We start from the raw sequence: 17,835 nt of genomic DNA, 5'->3' as shown, positions 1-17,835 counted from the left end.
TAGCAGCATATTCAGAGTCATTAAGAAAACTAGACTAGGAGGCACAGATGATTCTATCTGATAAATTATACGGAGAATTCGAGATTGAGAAGGTGTTAGAAGATTTGTTAGGCTGTAAAGCTGTTCAAAGGCTAAAGGGGGTTCATCAAGGCGGTGCGAGTTATCTTGTCAACGAGAAATGGAATGTCACCAGGTTTGATCATTCCATAGGTGTGATGCTGCTAATTAGAAAACTCGGCGGTTCTATAGAAGAGCAAATTGCTGGTTTGCTGCATGATGTTTCCCATACTGCTTTTTCACATGTAGTTGATTTTGTTTTCGATAATAGCAAGGAAGATTATCATGAAGGTCTTTACCGTTCTGTTATTGAAAAATCAGAGATTCCGGCAATTCTTGAGAAATATGGCTATGACTTTGAAGAATTACTATTCAACAATTCAACTTGGACAATATTAGAACAAGATGCACCTGAACTATGCGCAGACAGAGTAGATTATACCTTACGCGATCGGTATGAATATGGAGATATTCCTTTAGTAGAGGTACATCGCTTTCTGAGTGACATCATGATAGTGGACGGGAAAATATGTCTACAAAGCATTGACTTAGCGGAATGGTTTGTAGAGACTTATTACAAAGAGGTCATCGATTTCTTCATGGACCCATTAAATATTTATGGGAATGATAGATTGTCCAAGACATTAAAATTGGCGATGAATAAAGGTCATATTGGCTTTGATGACTTCTTAAAAATGGACCATGAACTTATCTTAAAGTTACAAGATACAAATGATGATGAAATAATAAAACAGTTAAAGTCGATAAATCAGCATGTCTATGTCAAAGAAGACAGAAACGAATACGATATATACCGTAAAAATAAAATTAGAATAATTAACCCAACAGTTGCTTGTAAAACGAAGCTAGTAAAAGCATCTAAGATTTCCGAGAAGGTCGATGAGATGAATCGGGAAGCTTATGAGAAAGCGATAAATGGGATGTATGTGAAGATTATTTCTAACTAAAGTTTAATAACCATCTATGAAAATCAAAGTTTAGTGAGACATTTAGAAGAAACAAATCGTTCAATCATTTGAATAATGTTGAATAAAAATAAGAGGTGATGTATGAATTTTATTGCTTGGTGTATTATCGCAGCTGAAGTAGGTTTTTGGGTTGTCATCATTCTTGGCTTAATATCGAGGTATATATTAAATCGAAAGGCGCTAGGAATATTCTTTCTAGCTCTTACACCTGTTATAGACTTATTACTACTGATTATTGTTACTGTTGACCTTTTGAATGGTGGAACTGCTACAATGGCCCATTCGATTGCCGCTATGTATTTGGGTGTATCCCTTGTGTTTGGGAAGAGTATGATCCGCTGGGCAGATCAGAGATTTCTATACTATATAAAGAAAGAAGGAGAGAAGCCAGGGAAATTATATGGATATGCTTATGCTCGACATTCCTTGAAAGGGTCATTTCAGCATTTAATAGCATACATAATAGGCGCTGGTATTTTATATATGTTGATTCTATTAGTAAATGATACAGAACGTGTTTCTGTATTTTTTGACACCTTAAAATTATGGTCTTTAGTTGTTGGTATTGATTTTGCTATTTCCATTTCTTATTTTATCTGGCCACGAAAAATGAGATAACAGCACATTTTATGTTTATTGAAAAATTTAAAAGGGAAATAGAATGATAAATTAAGAAAAAGGGGTTTTATGATGAGGACATATAGTGTAGCACCAAATGTCGACGCAACGAGTTGGATGGTGAAACTGGAGGACGTGGCCCCAGAAGAGGTTTACGATTCTAAGGATGAGGCAATTGAAGAGGCTGAAAGGATGGCAAAAGAAAACGAGCCAAGCAAAGTTCTAATTCTTGATAAGCAACATAATGTAATTGAAGAAAAGCATTATAAATAGCAATAAGGCATCTCTTAAGAGGTGCCTTATTATTATCAATGATGATTGAAGAACATTGGCTTTACATCCGATATTGAATAATAGAAATGCTACTTGTAAACGCATTTAATTGAAACTATTGTGCCTTCCTTACGTATGAAGAATAGAAGAAGATATTCACATATTACATAGGAGGTAAGCATGGCGTTATTTTCATTAGGAAAGGATAAATACAATAAATCTTTAGAGTGGGTAAAGAAGCACTCATACTATTTAGATTCGTTATCTGAATCTAGTATAGAGGATTTTGTTTTTTTGGAAAATGTATTAGAAAATAAGCGAATTGTATGGCTTGGGGAAAATGGACATGGTGTTGCTGAACATAACTTATTAAAATCAAAACTGATTGAATTCTTATATCATAAAATGGGCTTTCGAGTTATCGCTTTTGAAAGTGGCCTAACAGAATGTTATACTGCGAATTTCCTCAAAGATAAACTTACTATGGAAGATTTTATAGATAAATCCGTCTTTTCTTTATGGAAAACACATGAAACCTATCCTTTATTCCAATTTATGAAAGCGACAAACGATATGAAAATGATTGGTTTCGACTTCCAGCCCTCTGCAAAACAAGGCTTATTAATGGAATTCTTAGATGCTATTCCAATTAGACTTAACAAAGATTTTAAAGAGAGTTTTCAGCATGTACATAAGGCTTCGGTTGATTGGTATCATCGTCTTGGTATGTATAAAGCCCGCAGGAAGCGCGTCCCAAAGGAGAGTTTACAAGCATTCGAACGTGCATTTACAGAATTAACAGAGCAAATTGCTGCTCTTAACCAAACATTAATTCACTTAAAACAAGAGTTCCATACACATGGTTTACAGCTTCAATTTAAGGTTTTACTCAAGATACTGGAGAACAAACGACTTTTTCTTATTCATCTTACAAATAAGAATCGGGATTACTTGAAATATCGGGATCAAATAATGGCAGACAATTTAGCATGGTTATGCCAGGAAATCTATCCAGATGAAAAAATCATTATTTGGGCCCATAACAACCATATTTATAAAAATGTAGATCGAAGTTATAAACCAATGGGAACTTTAATCAGCGAAGAACTGCAAGAAGTCTCTTATTATCTTGGTCTTTATATGTACCAGGGAGAAGCGGCATATAACAAAGGAAATATACTGAAAGTTTCAAAGCCTCCTAAAAAAAGCTTAGAAGATTTTATGAACCCCGTAGATTGTGAAGTCTCGTTTCTCGACTTTTCTCTAGCAGAGCAAGTAGATGAAAATAGTTGGCTATTTCGAAAAACAGTTTACATGGATCATGGTACAATGCAAACCTTAATTATTCCAGCAGATCAAATGGATGGCGCTATCCTTGTAAAAGAAGTTTCGCCAGCCAAATATATATAATGAGTCAATTGCCAGTCGCATAAGGCTGGTATTTTTTTGCCCATAAAGAGATAAAGGTAAGGAAAACCATAACAGTGTCTAAAGAATGGAAGCTCAGCCAAGTTACTTATGTATTATTTTATCACGTATGATGTGTTAAAATGGAGGAATGAGCTATCCCATCTAGTAAACTAGTAATCCTTTATATCACTACATGAGGCTTGGTGACTGGCAAAGAGTATTTACGAAATCGATGAAACGTTCAGCCTCAATGATTTAAATTATCACAAAGTTCCAATGATAAATGAATTATTATTGCTAAAGAATCGATTACCATATTAGGAGCGAATAAAATTTGAATAAAAAAGATATAGCAGATATAAAAAAACAATTTAAATTAAATAATGATTTATTGAAAATCAGTGACATTTTTAACGTTTACATTATGAAGGAATCGAGCGATATCTACCATCACCAAAGCACCCCATTTGAAATGCTGGAGCAGGAACAGCAGGAATTATTTTTGGCCAACTTCAAAAAGGTTCTAACAGGTCAGTTGGATCAAAAGTTATTTGAACTGAAATTCCAGCGTGACGTAGAGAATAGTAGTCAGCTTATACTTCATCAGGGTATTTTGACAAATGATACAGAAGAGTGGAAAGCACACATGCTGCAGCTCGTTGAGAAGATGCTGAAGGATAAACAATATGAGATGGATATTGTAGTTACTTTTATTCGAGCCGAATATTTGAAGCCAACCAAATCAAGCAATGAAGAGACTGAAGAAAGTATTCGTGATACAGTTTATTCTCATTCCCTTATTCTATGCAGTATCAACAAGACACAAGATCCAAAGAAAGAGCTGCTGTTTGATTATGTAGAAAAGGAATTTAAATATCATTTCGTCGTTGATCCAGTCATTAATCTGAAGCAGCCAATCGGTGGGTTTTTATTCCCTTGCTTCACGAATAATGCTGCAAACGTTAATCGCGTTTTATATTCAGCCGGAAAGGCGTATGAATTAGATTATCATTTTATTGAAGAAGTATTAGATGCTGAAGAAGCAATGACTGCTGAAGATGATAAAATTGTCTTTGAGGAAATTGTGAAGGACGTAGCAGGAGATCAAATCAATACTTCGATGCTATCCAATGTATACGAGGAGATACATCGTGTAGTTGAAGAAAATGAAGAGGAAGAAGCACCGAAATTAGATTACAGAGATGTCGAACAAGTACTTAAGAGCAGTGGCATTCAAGATATCGAGCCAGAGAAGGTAGAATCAGCCTTTAAAAAAGTGATTGAAGATGAAAAATATGAGCTTAAAGCAACAAGTATTGTACCGAAATATACCTCTAAATCAATAAAAATAAAAACCAAAGTTGCTGACATATCCGTAAGCCCACAAGATTTACGATATGTTCGCCAAGTACATGTAGACGGGAAGCTTTGTTTAATGATTGAAGTAGAAGAGAACACCATGATAGAAGGCTTTGAGATGATTCCTGAAGCACTATTTAAACAAGCTTCAGAAAATGAAGAATAAAAATAGACAACAAGCTCTTTCTTTTATGAGAGCTTGTTTTTTTAAGATTCGGAAACATTTATGTTAGAATGAAATATGGCATTAATACGTAAAGACATACTTTATTATATCTGAATATTGGAACCTTTATTTCAACTAGAAACATTACTAAATTATAAGGAGTAGATGTGGTAAGTAAATGATTCAGAGTTAAAAAGCATCAATTTGTTAAGTGTAAAGACTTGATAATTGAAAATGAATTTTCAGATCAAAGATAGGAGTAACAGAATGGAAATAAAATTATCGAAGTTTCAGGAACATGATTTTGATTCTTACTATAGCCTAGTATCCAGTGAAAAAGTTATGGCACAAATTACGGAGCGATCCCTTCCTTATGATGAAGCCCAATCCAAGTTTCAAAAAGTATTAAAACGTAATAGAGAGAATAATGAATTTGGCTCGTATAAAGTCTCTGATTGTTATAACACCGAATTTATTGGACTTGGTCACTTAACGTTAAATAAAGATCAAAAACATGAAGCTGAAATTGGATATATGATATTACCGCAATATTGGAGAATGGGGTATGGAAAAAAGATAGCCAGTGAATTACTTAAAATAGCAAACCGTTCAGATATTAAGATACTTAAAGCCATAATTGACCCAGAGAATAAAGCTTCCCGAAAAATATTAATTAACCAGGGCTTTATATCTGAAAAGATTTGTGTACTAGACGGTCTGCAAGGAGAAATATTAAGTAAGAGTTTATAAGATTCTTTTTCGTATAGATGAAAAACTAATTTGGGATTCTAAAGTATTAGAAGATTAAAGGTATTTTATTTTATAGCACAAGTAGAGTTCTGGAGGAAGTAAGATGAAAGAGAATATAAAAATTACTCCGTTTTACTGTAATGATCCTGACCTGGAAGAGATTGGAGAGCTATATTGTATCGCATTTTTAAACAAGAACTTTTCGCTTGAAGATAAAGAAAAGGCCATTATAAATATTAATAAGCACGCAGACTATGAAGGGTTTAAAGGACTTAAAGCAATAAATACTCTGGGAAATATAGTAGGTTTTTCTTATGGCTACACTAGTATACCAAAACAGTTTTATAGAGAAAAAATTGCTAATCAGTTATCAGAAATAGAGATTCATACTTGGTTAAATAATAGTTTTGAGTTTGTAGAATTGGCAGTAAGCCCTTCCTATAAGCGACTTGGAATTGCAAGCAGATTACACGATACTTTATTAGAGATGATCGATCATAGAACTGCGGTATTAACAACTAATGTTAATAATCTCCCAGCAATAAACTTATATAGAAAAAAAGGATGGGAGTTAATTAAAACAAACGCTCCTGTTTTATCAAATCATAGCTTACAAATGATAATGGGAAAAGAAATATACTGATATGCTTTCTCTTAGGTTATCCAAATGTACTTCCCGAACTACTCGGGGGATAAAGGTTTTTGTAAAGTAGGTAATATATCTAGTAAGAAAAGAATCATGGGATAGTTTGGTAATTAAAAAATAGAACGTACTTTCATTTCCTACAAAATGAAAAACATGGGGGCTATTATGAAACTAAATAATATTAATATTAAACAACGTATGGAACACTATAATGCAGTTGGTCTAAGTGTTGCATTGATTGAAAAGAGTCAGATAAGCAATAAGTTAAACTATGGATTATTAGAAGCAGGACAAAATACCAAAGTGAACAATCATTCTATATTCAGTGCTTGTTCGATTAGCAAGTTTCTAACAGCAATGTTAGTTTTGAAATTTGCAGAACTTGGTCTCATTGATTTGGATGAGGATGTAAATAAGAGGCTTAAATCATGGAAAGTTCCCGAGAACAAACTAACAAAAAATAAAAAAGTTACATTACGAAACCTGCTCAGTCATCAATCAGGAATTATAGACCCTAAAGATAGTTTTACTGACCTTAATCCGGTTATAGGATATCCTTCAATAATTGACCTTCTGGAAGGAAAAACCCCTTACTGTCAAACTCCTATTGAAGTGAAATATGAACCTGAGAGTGATTTTTATTATTCAGATGCGGGTTTCTGTATCATACAGCAACTGATAGAAGATGTTACAGAAAAGCCGTTTAACCAAGTGGTGAGGGAACTTATATTCGTACCATTAGAAATGGAAAATAGCACGTACACAACGGCGATTACAGAATCGGAGCGAGTATACTTTTCTTGCGGCCATAACAAAGATGGTAATTTAGTAGAAGGAAAATATCCGATATACCCTTACCCAGCAGCCTCTGGACTATGGACAACCGCTTCAGATCTATCCAAGTTAGTTATTGAATTAATGAATGCCTTAAAAGGGGAAAGTAAAATAGGAATATCTGTAAACAGGGCAAAAGACATAATATCCCCACAAGGCGATAAGGAATGGTCTGGACTAGGGGTGTTTCTGGATAGTTCTGATGAAAAAATGGAGATTTCTTCACTGGGCTGGGGAATAGGCTTTCAGTGTATGCTGGTGGCTTACCCTTATTTAGAGAGTGGGTTAGTTATTATGACAAATACAGATCTAGGTGTACATCAATTGAAAGGAATCATCGGAGAAATATATCAGTCTCTAAGCTTTTAAATTTATAGTGGTATTCTACTGGAAAAGAAGGGGGGATTGACTACTTCTAATAAAGCCGCAGTCAATCCCCTAATTCAATAATTCCGTAATGAAACACAGAATTTTTTCTCTTTAGCTGTTTGAAACCTAATTCTCTAAACCTTTCACTTTTCCAATGGTCTTTTAAAATCACACGCTCTTTTGCAACGCGTTTGGCTTCTTTTAAGATTTCTGTTGTAAGATCCGATTTAATTGCTTGTTCACGTATTTGCTGCATGCTAGTAGATGTATGGACGGTTGTGCGAAACATTGGATCAAAGTAAACTATATCAAAGGAATCTGAATCAGCCTGCTTGAGATAAGAATAATAGTCAGTATGCACTGTTTCGACACTTCTGATGGCTTGGTCGATTTCTTTATTTCCGCTTAAAAACGTCGCTAGTCCCTCTGTTGTTAACAGAAACAGTAGAGGATTTCCCTCTAAAGCGGTAACGGAACCACAAGTACCGACAATCAGGCTTGCAATGATGCTGTCTGCGCCAAGTCCTAATGTACAATCTAGGACAGACTTTCCTTTCCGAAGCTGAGAACTAGTAATAAAGGGATCGTGCTCTCCTTTTAGTATTCTTTTTGCTCGAATGATTGCTAAGCTTGGATGGAAAAAGAGTGGTTCACTCTGGTTTTGAGGGGAAATATATAACCGGTCTTTTCCGACTACAACGATATCATCCTGAAACATTATTTTCATCGTCTCAACGGATACACCGTTTCTCTCCTTATAGAACAAGTCATATTTATCTGCTATTTTCTTAGCCCGTGTTACTAAATGACCTGTCGATCTGCCTGATGTTGTTACTATCATATTCATCTTCTCTATTCTTCACTATTTTTCAAGCTTGTAATTTATTATAAGTATAAATGATAGATATAAGCAATATTTTATAAAGTACATTAGAAAATTATACAAATTGAATTGCCGTCTGGATGTATCTTCCCAGTATTTTCTAGAATCCTATGCTAGAAAATCATTTCTATTTCAATCCCTTTCAAATTATAGTAGGATATGGAGAGTGAGTATAGAAAGGAATAGAGAAATGACATATAAAATGATTGTATTAGATTTAGATGATACATTACTACGTGAGGATGGAAGTATTTCGGAGCGAACGAAGAAAGCATTGATGGACGCGCAGAAGATGGGTGTGAAAGTTGTTCTGGCATCTGGACGTCCCACATTTGGAATGCAGCCCATTGCGAAAGAGCTTTCCTTAGCAGAATATGGAAGTTACATTCTTTCCTTTAATGGCGGTCAAATTATTAACTGCCAAACAAACGATTTAATGTTCAGCAGTACACTTTCAATTGAAGATGTGCAAACTTTATATGACGTTAGCCGTCGTGAAGATGTTTATATTCATACGTATATAGGTGATGAAATTATTACGGATCAATCCAATCCATACACGGATATTGAGTCAACATTGACTGGATTACCAATTAAACTAGTGGAAGACTATAAGGAAGCAGTATCCGTTCCTGTCGTAAAAGTATTAATGGTCGAGGAACCAGAGCGAATAAGAGCTTTAGAAGCAAAGCTTTTACCTGAATTAAGTGATAAGTACACGATTCTTACATCTAAGCCATATTTCTTAGAGTTTACAGAAAAGGGAATTACAAAAGGGGAAAGCTTGAACCAGCTTATTCAATCCCTAGGCATCGAGCGTGAAGAAGTGATAGCTATCGGTGACAGCTATAATGATTTAACTATGATTGAATTTGCTGGTCTAGGTGTTGCAATGGGGAATGCCAACGAGGATATTAAGGGTAAAGCTGATTATATAACTGATACTAATATGAATGAGGGAGTAGCGAAAGTTGTTGAGAAGTTTGTGTTAGATAAGGTAGCATCTATATAATCGAATATTTATGAGTATAAAATCGTCTGCATAATTATATGTGGACGATTTTTTTTATAAGAAGAAATAGAGACAGCTTCTACTTTAAAGAGATAAATTAGAGATGTTGCTCATAGACTGCAATTAATAAACGGAGTCAGCTCTTAGTTTACTACAAGTTCAGTTGCCAAAAAGCTAAATGTTTAAGTTTGATTATTTCTTTAAAAAAAGGGAATTGTTAAAATTTTTGGGCAAACTATTCAGCGTTATAAAAGTTTAAGTAATGCTACTGTAGCTTTCACTAGTTCCTAGGTTAGAGATATTTAGAATACGGGAATAGTATTCAGGAAGGAGTGAGAGATATGGATTATGTTATTATTGGTGGAGTTGCAGCAGGAATGAGTGCCGCAATGGAAATTATACGAACAGATTCGTCTGCGAATGTAATCGTACTAGAACGTGGTGAAGATTATTCTTATGGTCAATGCGGGCTTCCATATGTAATTGGTGGTATTGTACCTCATATAGATGACGTGATTGTACGCAGTGTAGATACTTTCAGAGATAAATACAATATCCATGCACACATATATACAGAGGTAACAAAAATTGATATAGATAAACAACTCGTAATAGGAGTACATACAGACACAAATAAAACTTTTCATATTAAGTATGATCGTCTTTTAATCGCTACTGGAGCAGATGCAATTATTCCGAATTGGGAAGGCATGGATTTAAAAGGAATTCATAGTCTAAAAACCTTACAAGATGCGGAGCAAATCATATCGGATTTAACGGAGGACATCCATCAGGTTAGCATAGTTGGGGGAGGTTACATAGGTCTGGAGATGGCAGAAAGCTTTCGTATGCTTGGAAAAAATGTCAGGCTGATTCAGCGCGGTGAACAGCTCGCCCCTATTTTTGATCCTGATATGGCGGCTTTGATTCATGAAGAAGCACAGAAACATGGAGTAGAAGTTATTCTAGGTGAATCTGTCGAAGGCTTTTCAGGAGATACACATGTCGATACCATCATTACTGATAAAGGATCATATCAGACAGATTTGGTGCTGCTGGCAATTGGTGTGAAGCCAAATACGAACTTCTTAAATTATACTGGAATCCATATCAACAATAAAGGAGCTATCCAGGTCAATGCTTATATGGAAACGTCCATTCCTAATGTTTATGCAGCAGGAGATTGTGCGACCCATTATCATATTATTAAGCAGTTAGATGACCATATCCCGCTGGGTACAACCGCCAACAAGCAGGGGAGAATTGCAGGTGCAAATATGGCTGGCAACCCTAAAGCCTTTAAGGGAATCGTTGGAACTTCCATCGTGAAGTTTTTTGACTTAACGTTGGGTAGGACTGGGATCACGGAAAAAGAGGCCAAGCAATTAAAGCTTTCCTATGAAATTCAAGTCAGAGAAGCTGATCACAATGCAAGCTATTACCCAGGCGGTGAACGATTGCATATCAAGCTGCTTTTTCATAAAGAGTCTAAGCAGTTACTTGGCGGTCAAGTTATTGGTAAAGCAGGTGTAGATAAACGAATCGATGTATTGGCTACTGCACTATACAATCAAATGACGATATACCAGCTGCTTGATTTAGACCTTTCCTATGCACCACCATATAATGGTGTTTGGGATCCAATACAGCAAATAGCGAGAAAGGTGAAGTAGATTCGTTTTATCTTTCTGTGCCCGAGCTGAAATGAAATAGTATACCCTCGTTCATGTTAGAAATAACAACATTACGAGCTTTTTACAATTAATCCAATGCAATGTTCATCTGCTAAACAATATGGTTAGATTACATGAATGTCGGGAATATAAAAAGTAGACATCATAAATGAAAACAACTTGTATAGGAGCTGAATGCATTCATGAGAAAAATGAGATGGAGAACAAAAATCCTTATATCCACCATTATAATTGCCACCATCTTAATAATTATTTATATGGCTACAACTGTTGGTCAAAGCCAAGCAGAAGGAATTACATTCATAGTTGAGGACCGACCAACCATGCAAAGTTTAGAGATAGTTTCCAACAATGAATATAGTGTATTCTAATGAGTTAGACTGTACATTATTCAAAATACAGAGGGACTACCGAGTTTTACGCCGGTAGTCCTTTAAATTTTAAAAATGATTTTTGAAAATTATGATACTGTTAGCTATGCAAAGAAAAATTATGGTAGGATAAAATTAAATTATTAGGATTTATTAGTTAGAAAATTAGTTAGTTGCCAAGCGTTAAGCACACTTATAAATAGAATTAATAATTCGGAACAGAATTCCTGTAAGCTAATTAGATAATGGATTGGAGGATATCGATGAATAAAGTTGTTTTAGCGGGGGGCACGGGCTTTATTGGAGAATATTTTAAAAAAAGATTTATCGAACAAGGATACGAAGTAATCATTATTTCTAGACAATCTTCATACATATCATGGAATGATACTCCTGGAATAAAAAAAGCAATAGAAAATGCTGAAATAGTAATCAATCTCGCAGGCAGATCTGTCAATTGCCGTTATACCGATAGCAATAAAAAAGAGATTATGGAATCAAGACTTATTACTACTAATATACTAGGCAGCGCTATCCAGGGATGTGATAATCCGCCATGTTTGTGGATTAATTCGAGTACGGCCACCATTTATCGGCACGCGGAAGATCGTCCAATGACAGAAGAAACGGGAGACATTGGCACAGGATTTTCTGTAGATGTAGCAAAGAAATGGGAGGAAGTGTTTTTCGGGTTTGATTTACCAAAAACGAGGCAAATCACGCTTCGTATTGCAATTGTTTTAGGGAAAAACGGAGGAGTGTTGGGACCTTACCGGAATTTGGTAAAGTTTGGACTTGGTGGAATTCAAGGCTCAGGGAAACAAAAGTTTAGCTGGATTCATGTAGAAGACTTATTTCAAATTATACAATTCCTTAAAGATAGGGATAACTTAAAAGGCGTGTTTAATTGTTCTGCGCCAGAGCCTTTAGCGAATGAGGAATTAATGAGATTGCTACGATTGAATATGAATCGCTCATTTGGCTTACCTTTGCCTAAATGGATGTTAGAAATGGGTGCCGCTCTCATCCGGACAGAAACCGAACTGATATTAAAAAGCCGTTGGGTTATCCCAGAACGATTGGAGAAGGAAGGTTATAGATTTAAATATGCAACTCTTGAGAAAACCCTGAAAGATATTCTTTTAGAAAGTTGATCCTTCAAGACGAATTTATCGCTTAGATTTTATGGTTGGATTCATTAGAACATAGAGAATGAGGGATACCCATGTACGCATCATTTATTAATCGTTTCAAAGCATTCATGATTGACTACTTACTTATCCTTGCTTATTTAATGATTGTTCTTATTATTAATATCTTTCTTTTTCCTTCGCTGCAAGATTTATTTAAACAATCTCCTATTCTAGCCGAGCTTTCAGGATTTCTAATGGTTACACTTCCTATATCCCTTTATTTTATCATTAGTGATTCCAATCGGATTGGACAATCTTTTGGAAAAAAGACAACAGGTATCAAAGTGATTGAGAAAAATGGAGAATCACCAAGTATAATTAGGTTAACATATCGCACCATCATTAAGTTCTTGCCTTGGGAACTCTCGCACTTTCTTGTTTATCGGCTTATCTATATCGGGGATGGAGAAGTTCCTCTTATCTATTTTGTAATTGGTGGTGTCATTTACGTTCTAATACTAGTCTATATTTTATCAGCCGTTTTCTCCAAAAAGAAACAGTCTGTGTACGATAAGCTAGTAGGAATGTATGTTGTGAAAGTATAGTGGTACACCGCTAATTAGTTAAGACATAAATTGTGCAAGTGACAATAATAAAATTATGTAAACCTTTATTATATCCCTCAATTTTTTCTTGTTTTTATAATATATAATTTTATTTATCTCACCGAATCATAGCAGGAAGCGTTTGTTGAAGAAATGAATGGCAATCTACATCATTCAGGAAGGTGAAAATCCTTGGAGAACTTTATGCTAGCGGGTGTATGGATTGTCTTTTTACTTTTGATCATTTACACCACTTTATCGTGGTTTAAGAAGGATATTGTAAGTAATGTGGATAACATTCGAAAGGTTTGGTACTTAATACTTATTCTCGGTTGCTTAATATATTTAACAAATGAGCCGATTAGTTTATTTACCAATTGGAAGAACTATCTCATCGTTTTGGTTGTTTTTCTTATTGTAGATTCTTTGGTATTCCTTAATCTATACATTGTAAAATTAGGCGGTCACGAATTGAAAGTAAGAGAAAAACAAGTTGATGAAACCCAAGGCTTTTTAAATGTAACCAACCAAAAAGTAAACAATATGGAAAAGGTTGTGAACTCTTATGAATACCCTAAATATACTAGAAGTAAAGAAGAGTACGTTCAAGGTTTAGAAAATTTCTTTAATGAGTATGCCATGCTCGAATTGTTGAATATTGATATCCTGCCTTATAGAACAGAAAAAGAGAAAGAGATTGTTCTGGAAAACACGCCAAAGGGCAAGGTAGAAAGAGTATTAAGTATCAATAAGGCTTATTATTCTTCAAAAGACAACTTAATGTTAATGCCATTATGGGTTATGGATGAAGATTATGTTGCAAAAGTATCAACAAATAGTGAAGAGGTTGGAATTTACGATGTAGATGTTAACATCATCAATATGTTATTAATGGTATATACATTAGCAGTAGATATTCAGATTGACGACAAGGACGGTGAATAAAATGATGGGTAATAATAAAAAAACAGGAAAAAAGAGATTAAATTTACCGTTAGCTGATCCTGGAATGTCCAATGCTCATATGAAGCTTGTGAAAAAAAATGAACAACTACTAAAACGGTTAAGAAAAATGAAAAAAGGGCCACTCAGTTCTTTAAGAGAATGGACCCGCAGAAATAAATAAGCAAAGAACTTTCGTAGAGAGCGAATGAAGTAAGCCGATGTAGAAAACATAAGAATAATAGATACAATAAAAACAATGTAAAAAAAACATAATAGAGAGGCATGAGAAAACAAGGTTTCTTATGCTTCTCTATTACTATCTTATCGTCTTCAATGCAGTAGACCAGGACACCACTTCATCTAGCATAGTATTGACAGTGTTTATATGGAATTCAGCGGAATTAAACTCACGCATGTCTATAAAATCAGTGAAAAGACTAAATACCAGGCTGTGTACCGACAGTCGCAACTTTTGGCACAGTAAGAACTAGTCGAAGGTGCTGCTCTGCAGTAATACCTAAAGTAGAACCATAACTTACAATTCCGGCAGCCTTGTTGCTCCATTCAGGATAAAGGTAATCGATAGCATCTTTTAATCCAGATGTAATACCTTTATTGTAATCTGCAACCACAAAGACAAATCCATCAAGTTCATTGATCTTTCATATTACCACTGAAGCTATGATCAATCGAGCGACCTTTTATTACCACTTTGAAGATATCTATGATCTATTAGAGAAAGTTCTTCTGGAGGTATTATTAATTAATTTGAATGGAAAGCTTTACGAAAATAGTATGCTAAACAAAGATTCAATTATAAAGCTGTTTATTGCAGTAACCGAATTTCAAGGTCCTTATCCAACCGCTGCCATTGCGGTTACGAAGATACAATTGCACGTATTATTCGTGAACAGGTTAAGAAAATCATATGATATGCTAGTAAGAGAAAAGGGGGAAGAGGAAGAAGGGTTACCAATTATAGCTGCAGTACTCAGTTGGGGAATATACGGAGCTTCTATCGAATGAAGAAGGAGCGCCAAGGAAGTATCGCCTGAGTTATTTATACAATCAGCAATTCCTTACATGTTAGACCGCAATGAAATACTGTAACGTATTATTACTAAAATAAAGGAAAAAAGGATAGATTTAGTTCTTGTAAAAGGCGATACTGCATAAGTGTCGCTTTTATTATTTGATACAGACAGATAGTTTTTGTAGAGGAGAGGAAGAGAAAATCAGTTTAACAGAGCTATCAGAGAAGGTTGTAATCACTATGTCAAACCTCCACATTTTAAAAAATGGCAATGCTAAAGCCATCCGTATTTCTTCATTAGACGCAATATGTAAGGCATTGAATTGTCAACCTTGAGATATATTGGAGTATCGAAGTGATGCAGGAGATTAAAGGTAAAGAGATCATCCTCAGTAACTAAGAAATTACAAAGAAACTTATGATTCTCGACATAATCCTGACTCATTACGTACCTTGCCTTCACAGAGAAGACTGCACAAATAATTACACATTTAGAGAATCTGGTTGGATTGAATCGCAGTATAGATATGGTATTGCATTAACTAAAATTAAAATCCTGTTCAGATATTTCTCTGAGCAGGATTTATAATCATTATGCTACTCGTTTACATGCTTCGGAACAATTTAAGCAAGCTTGAGCACATCGTTGGCAATGTTCATGTGTATGTTTTTGACATTCCTGTCCACATGCCTCACAAATTTCTGCACAAACCTTTGCAAGCTGGCCAACAAAGGCAGAGTTTCTTGCAATTGCTTGTTCTAAATAACCGCAAATATCAGCACACTCCCGGTCTAATCGAATGCAATTAGCCATCATTTGCATATCTTCTTCCTGTAAACACGCATCATAACAATGGTTACATGCGGCCATACATTCATGTAAAGCTTGTAGTAATTCATTATATTTTTCGTGTGCCATTGTAGAACCTCCTTAAGTTTGTATTTTATAAAGACTATTCCCGATAGAGTAAAAATAAAACATAGTAAGGCGAGAAATTGCGTGCTAAGAAATGGTATTATGAGTAATCGATGTCAGAAATTCATGAATTGCTTTACTGCAATAGATGGATAATATTTATTACTTATATAATTTTTTTGTAACCGTATATCGAAGCATTAGAAACAGCGTAAGATCTAATATATCTCACGCTGTTTCTAATGCTTTTAAATATTATACGATAAAAAATTTACCAAGTTTTTACAACTTATTCATCTTAAATTTATATAACTATTTTATACTTAGCACTTAGGGGATAAGATAGCGCATGATTGCCTCGATGCCTTTCATTAAAAAGAATCTTCTAGATTGTCATCATGTAAGTAAAAGTAAAAAACTGGGTAGAAAAACCATTACATAAGACGCGGGGGTATCGGCATGGATATAGACATTACAGCGTTGGTTCATAACGTTAATTTTTTTACATTTTTGTTATTTGCAGCGTTCTATTCCTATCAAATTTTTTATATGTTTGTCGCTTTATTTAAAGGGAAAAGACAAAAAAATATTCAAAATCAATCTCCATTAAACAAATACGCAGTAATAATTGCGGCAAGAAATGAAGAACTTGTTATTGGCCATCTTATTGATAGTATTAAAAAACAGAAGTACCCTAAGGATTTAGTTGACGTTTTTGTAGTTGCAGACAATTGTACGGATAACACCGCCCAAGTATCAAGAGATGCGGGTGCGATAGTAATTGAAAGGTTTAATCTCGATTTAATTGGAAAAGGGTATGCGTTAGATTATCTATTTCACATTATTGATCGTGAATATGCATCGAAACAATATCAAGGTTACTTTGTATTCGATGCTGATAATTTGCTGGATGAGAATTACTTAGCGGAAATGAATAAGACCTTTAACAGTGGGTATCGTGTCGTTACCAGCTATCGTAATTCTAAAAATTATGACCAGAATTGGATTTCGGCCGGATACGGATTATGGTTCTTACACGAAGCGGAGTACCTTAATCTCCCCAGAATGACTCTAAATACCAGCTGCGCTATTTCAGGCACAGGATTTCTAGTTCACTCAGATTTGATTAGAAAAAATGGGGGATGGATACACCATCTCCTTACAGAGGATATTGAGTTTTCCGTATCGCAAATTATCAAAGGAGAGAAAATAGGCTACTGTCGTAATGCCGTATTCTATGATGAACAGCCGGTGACATTTGAGCAATCCTGGAATCAACGCTTAAGATGGGCCAAGGGATTTTATCAGGTCTTTTCAAAGTATGGAAAAGACTTAGTACGTCATATATTTAAAGGTAAGCGAAATCGATTCTCCTGCTTTGATATGACCATGACGATTATGCCAGCCATGCTGATTTCCTGTTTTACCATCTCAATTAATCTTCTATTCTATTTAGCTGGTATCGCGGGGATCTTTGATAGCAAAGAGATTATACAAGCAACTTCTGCTGCAATGTTTAAGGCTTTTGGATGGTATTATGGTATTTTGTATATTTTGGGACTTATTACAACCATTAGTGAATGGAAGAAGATCCATTGCTCAAGTTGGAAGAAAATATGGTATACAGTCACTTTTCCATTATTCATGTTTACATATATCCCAATAGCACTAGTGGCCCTATTTAGAGATGTAGAATGGAAACCAATTGCACACACTGTGGTAAAGTCCATGGATGATGTAAGGTAGAGAATCGATTAACAGATAGTTGCCAT

Annotated in this window: 21 protein-coding genes; 18 read left to right on the top strand and 3 right to left on the bottom strand. The window is 34.9% G+C overall.

Annotated elements, in window-relative coordinates:
* Nucleotides 1-47: 47 nt before the first annotated feature.
* From D8M04_RS03170 to D8M04_RS03135, 8 genes are all read left to right on the top strand, one after another.
* Nucleotides 48-1,025, top strand: coding sequence for an HD domain-containing protein (locus D8M04_RS03170; RefSeq protein WP_121521335.1), 978 nt, complete (start codon nucleotides 48-50; stop codon nucleotides 1,023-1,025).
* Nucleotides 1,026-1,127: 102 nt separating this feature from the next.
* A complete protein-coding gene (locus D8M04_RS03165) occupies nucleotides 1,128-1,664 on the top strand; it encodes a hypothetical protein (protein ID WP_121521333.1) in 537 nt (178 codons plus the stop codon).
* A 72-nt stretch (nucleotides 1,665-1,736) separates the two neighbouring features.
* Complete coding sequence (locus tag D8M04_RS03160) at nucleotides 1,737-1,937, top strand: DUF2188 domain-containing protein (RefSeq protein WP_121521331.1); 201 nt, start codon at nucleotides 1,737-1,739, stop codon at nucleotides 1,935-1,937.
* Nucleotides 1,938-2,117: 180 nt separating this feature from the next.
* A complete protein-coding gene (locus D8M04_RS03155) occupies nucleotides 2,118-3,347 on the top strand; it encodes an erythromycin esterase family protein (RefSeq protein ID WP_121521329.1) in 1,230 nt (409 codons plus the stop codon).
* A gap of 334 nt (nucleotides 3,348-3,681) precedes the next feature.
* A complete protein-coding gene (locus tag D8M04_RS03150) occupies nucleotides 3,682-4,872 on the top strand; it encodes a DUF4317 domain-containing protein (RefSeq protein WP_121521327.1) in 1,191 nt (396 codons plus the stop codon).
* A 267-nt stretch (nucleotides 4,873-5,139) separates the two neighbouring features.
* Nucleotides 5,140-5,622, top strand: coding sequence for a GNAT family N-acetyltransferase (locus D8M04_RS03145; RefSeq protein WP_121521325.1), 483 nt, complete (start codon nucleotides 5,140-5,142; stop codon nucleotides 5,620-5,622).
* 103 nt (nucleotides 5,623-5,725) lie between these two features.
* A complete protein-coding gene (locus D8M04_RS03140; RefSeq protein ID WP_121521323.1) occupies nucleotides 5,726-6,265 on the top strand; it encodes a GNAT family N-acetyltransferase in 540 nt (179 codons plus the stop codon).
* A gap of 168 nt (nucleotides 6,266-6,433) precedes the next feature.
* On the top strand, nucleotides 6,434-7,471 hold the full coding sequence (locus tag D8M04_RS03135; protein WP_121521321.1) for a serine hydrolase domain-containing protein: 1,038 nt from the start codon (nucleotides 6,434-6,436) through the stop codon (nucleotides 7,469-7,471).
* A 61-nt stretch (nucleotides 7,472-7,532) separates the two neighbouring features.
* Here the strand turns inward: D8M04_RS03135 and D8M04_RS03130 are convergent, their stop codons facing one another.
* Nucleotides 7,533-8,312 (bottom strand): class I SAM-dependent methyltransferase, encoded by a 780-nt coding sequence (locus D8M04_RS03130; RefSeq protein WP_121521319.1) that lies wholly within the window; start codon nucleotides 8,310-8,312, stop codon nucleotides 7,533-7,535.
* 232 nt (nucleotides 8,313-8,544) lie between these two features.
* Here D8M04_RS03130 and D8M04_RS03125 point away from each other — a divergent pair, with 232 nt between their 5' ends.
* The 7 genes from D8M04_RS03125 to D8M04_RS03095 all read left to right on the top strand — a co-directional run bounded on the left by D8M04_RS03125 (nucleotide 8,545) and on the right by D8M04_RS03095 (nucleotide 14,295).
* The gene (locus D8M04_RS03125; protein WP_121521317.1) at nucleotides 8,545-9,366 is read left to right on the top strand and encodes a Cof-type HAD-IIB family hydrolase; all 822 of its coding nucleotides are present in this window, start codon (nucleotides 8,545-8,547) and stop codon (nucleotides 9,364-9,366) included.
* Nucleotides 9,367-9,707: 341 nt separating this feature from the next.
* Nucleotides 9,708-11,039 (top strand): FAD-dependent oxidoreductase, encoded by a 1,332-nt coding sequence (locus tag D8M04_RS03120; RefSeq protein WP_121521315.1) that lies wholly within the window; start codon nucleotides 9,708-9,710, stop codon nucleotides 11,037-11,039.
* Nucleotides 11,040-11,242: 203 nt separating this feature from the next.
* Entirely contained in the window at nucleotides 11,243-11,431 is a 189-nt protein-coding gene (locus D8M04_RS03115) for a hypothetical protein (protein ID WP_121521313.1), read from the top strand.
* A 263-nt stretch (nucleotides 11,432-11,694) separates the two neighbouring features.
* The gene (locus tag D8M04_RS03110; protein WP_121521311.1) at nucleotides 11,695-12,585 is read left to right on the top strand and encodes a TIGR01777 family oxidoreductase; all 891 of its coding nucleotides are present in this window, start codon (nucleotides 11,695-11,697) and stop codon (nucleotides 12,583-12,585) included.
* Between the two features lie 71 nt (nucleotides 12,586-12,656).
* Entirely contained in the window at nucleotides 12,657-13,169 is a 513-nt protein-coding gene (locus tag D8M04_RS03105) for an RDD family protein (RefSeq protein ID WP_121521309.1), read from the top strand.
* 192 nt (nucleotides 13,170-13,361) lie between these two features.
* Entirely contained in the window at nucleotides 13,362-14,114 is a 753-nt protein-coding gene (locus tag D8M04_RS03100; protein WP_121521307.1) for a type II toxin-antitoxin system SpoIISA family toxin, read from the top strand.
* Nucleotides 14,115-14,118: 4 nt separating this feature from the next.
* Nucleotides 14,119-14,295 (top strand): hypothetical protein, encoded by a 177-nt coding sequence (locus D8M04_RS03095; protein WP_222928572.1) that lies wholly within the window; start codon nucleotides 14,119-14,121, stop codon nucleotides 14,293-14,295.
* Between the two features lie 256 nt (nucleotides 14,296-14,551).
* Here D8M04_RS03095 and D8M04_RS20320 read toward each other — a convergent pair whose 3' ends face one another.
* A complete protein-coding gene (locus tag D8M04_RS20320) occupies nucleotides 14,552-14,746 on the bottom strand; it encodes an NADPH-dependent FMN reductase (RefSeq protein WP_246001096.1) in 195 nt (64 codons plus the stop codon).
* A 49-nt stretch (nucleotides 14,747-14,795) separates the two neighbouring features.
* Between D8M04_RS20320 and D8M04_RS03085 the strand changes: the two genes are divergently transcribed.
* Both D8M04_RS03085 and D8M04_RS03080 read left to right on the top strand, forming a co-directional pair.
* Nucleotides 14,796-15,140, top strand: a complete 345-nt coding sequence (locus D8M04_RS03085; RefSeq protein WP_147436750.1) for a hypothetical protein — start codon at nucleotides 14,796-14,798, stop codon at nucleotides 15,138-15,140.
* A 166-nt stretch (nucleotides 15,141-15,306) separates the two neighbouring features.
* A complete protein-coding gene (locus D8M04_RS03080; RefSeq protein ID WP_121521301.1) occupies nucleotides 15,307-15,483 on the top strand; it encodes a helix-turn-helix domain-containing protein in 177 nt (58 codons plus the stop codon).
* 256 nt (nucleotides 15,484-15,739) lie between these two features.
* On the opposite strand, the gene D8M04_RS03075 is transcribed toward D8M04_RS03080, so the two are convergent.
* Nucleotides 15,740-16,066 (bottom strand): four-helix bundle copper-binding protein, encoded by a 327-nt coding sequence (locus D8M04_RS03075; RefSeq protein ID WP_121521299.1) that lies wholly within the window; start codon nucleotides 16,064-16,066, stop codon nucleotides 15,740-15,742.
* Nucleotides 16,067-16,522: 456 nt separating this feature from the next.
* Between D8M04_RS03075 and D8M04_RS03070 the strand changes: the two genes are divergently transcribed.
* Nucleotides 16,523-17,809, top strand: a complete 1,287-nt coding sequence (locus D8M04_RS03070; RefSeq protein ID WP_121521297.1) for a glycosyltransferase family 2 protein — start codon at nucleotides 16,523-16,525, stop codon at nucleotides 17,807-17,809.
* The last annotated feature ends 26 nt before the right edge of the window (nucleotides 17,810-17,835 follow it).

This window comes from Oceanobacillus piezotolerans, from assembly GCF_003665065.1.
In the GTDB taxonomy this organism is placed as follows: domain Bacteria; phylum Bacillota; class Bacilli; order Bacillales; family Amphibacillaceae; genus Oceanobacillus; species Oceanobacillus piezotolerans.
This window is presented reverse-complemented; position numbering and strand designations above follow the sequence as displayed.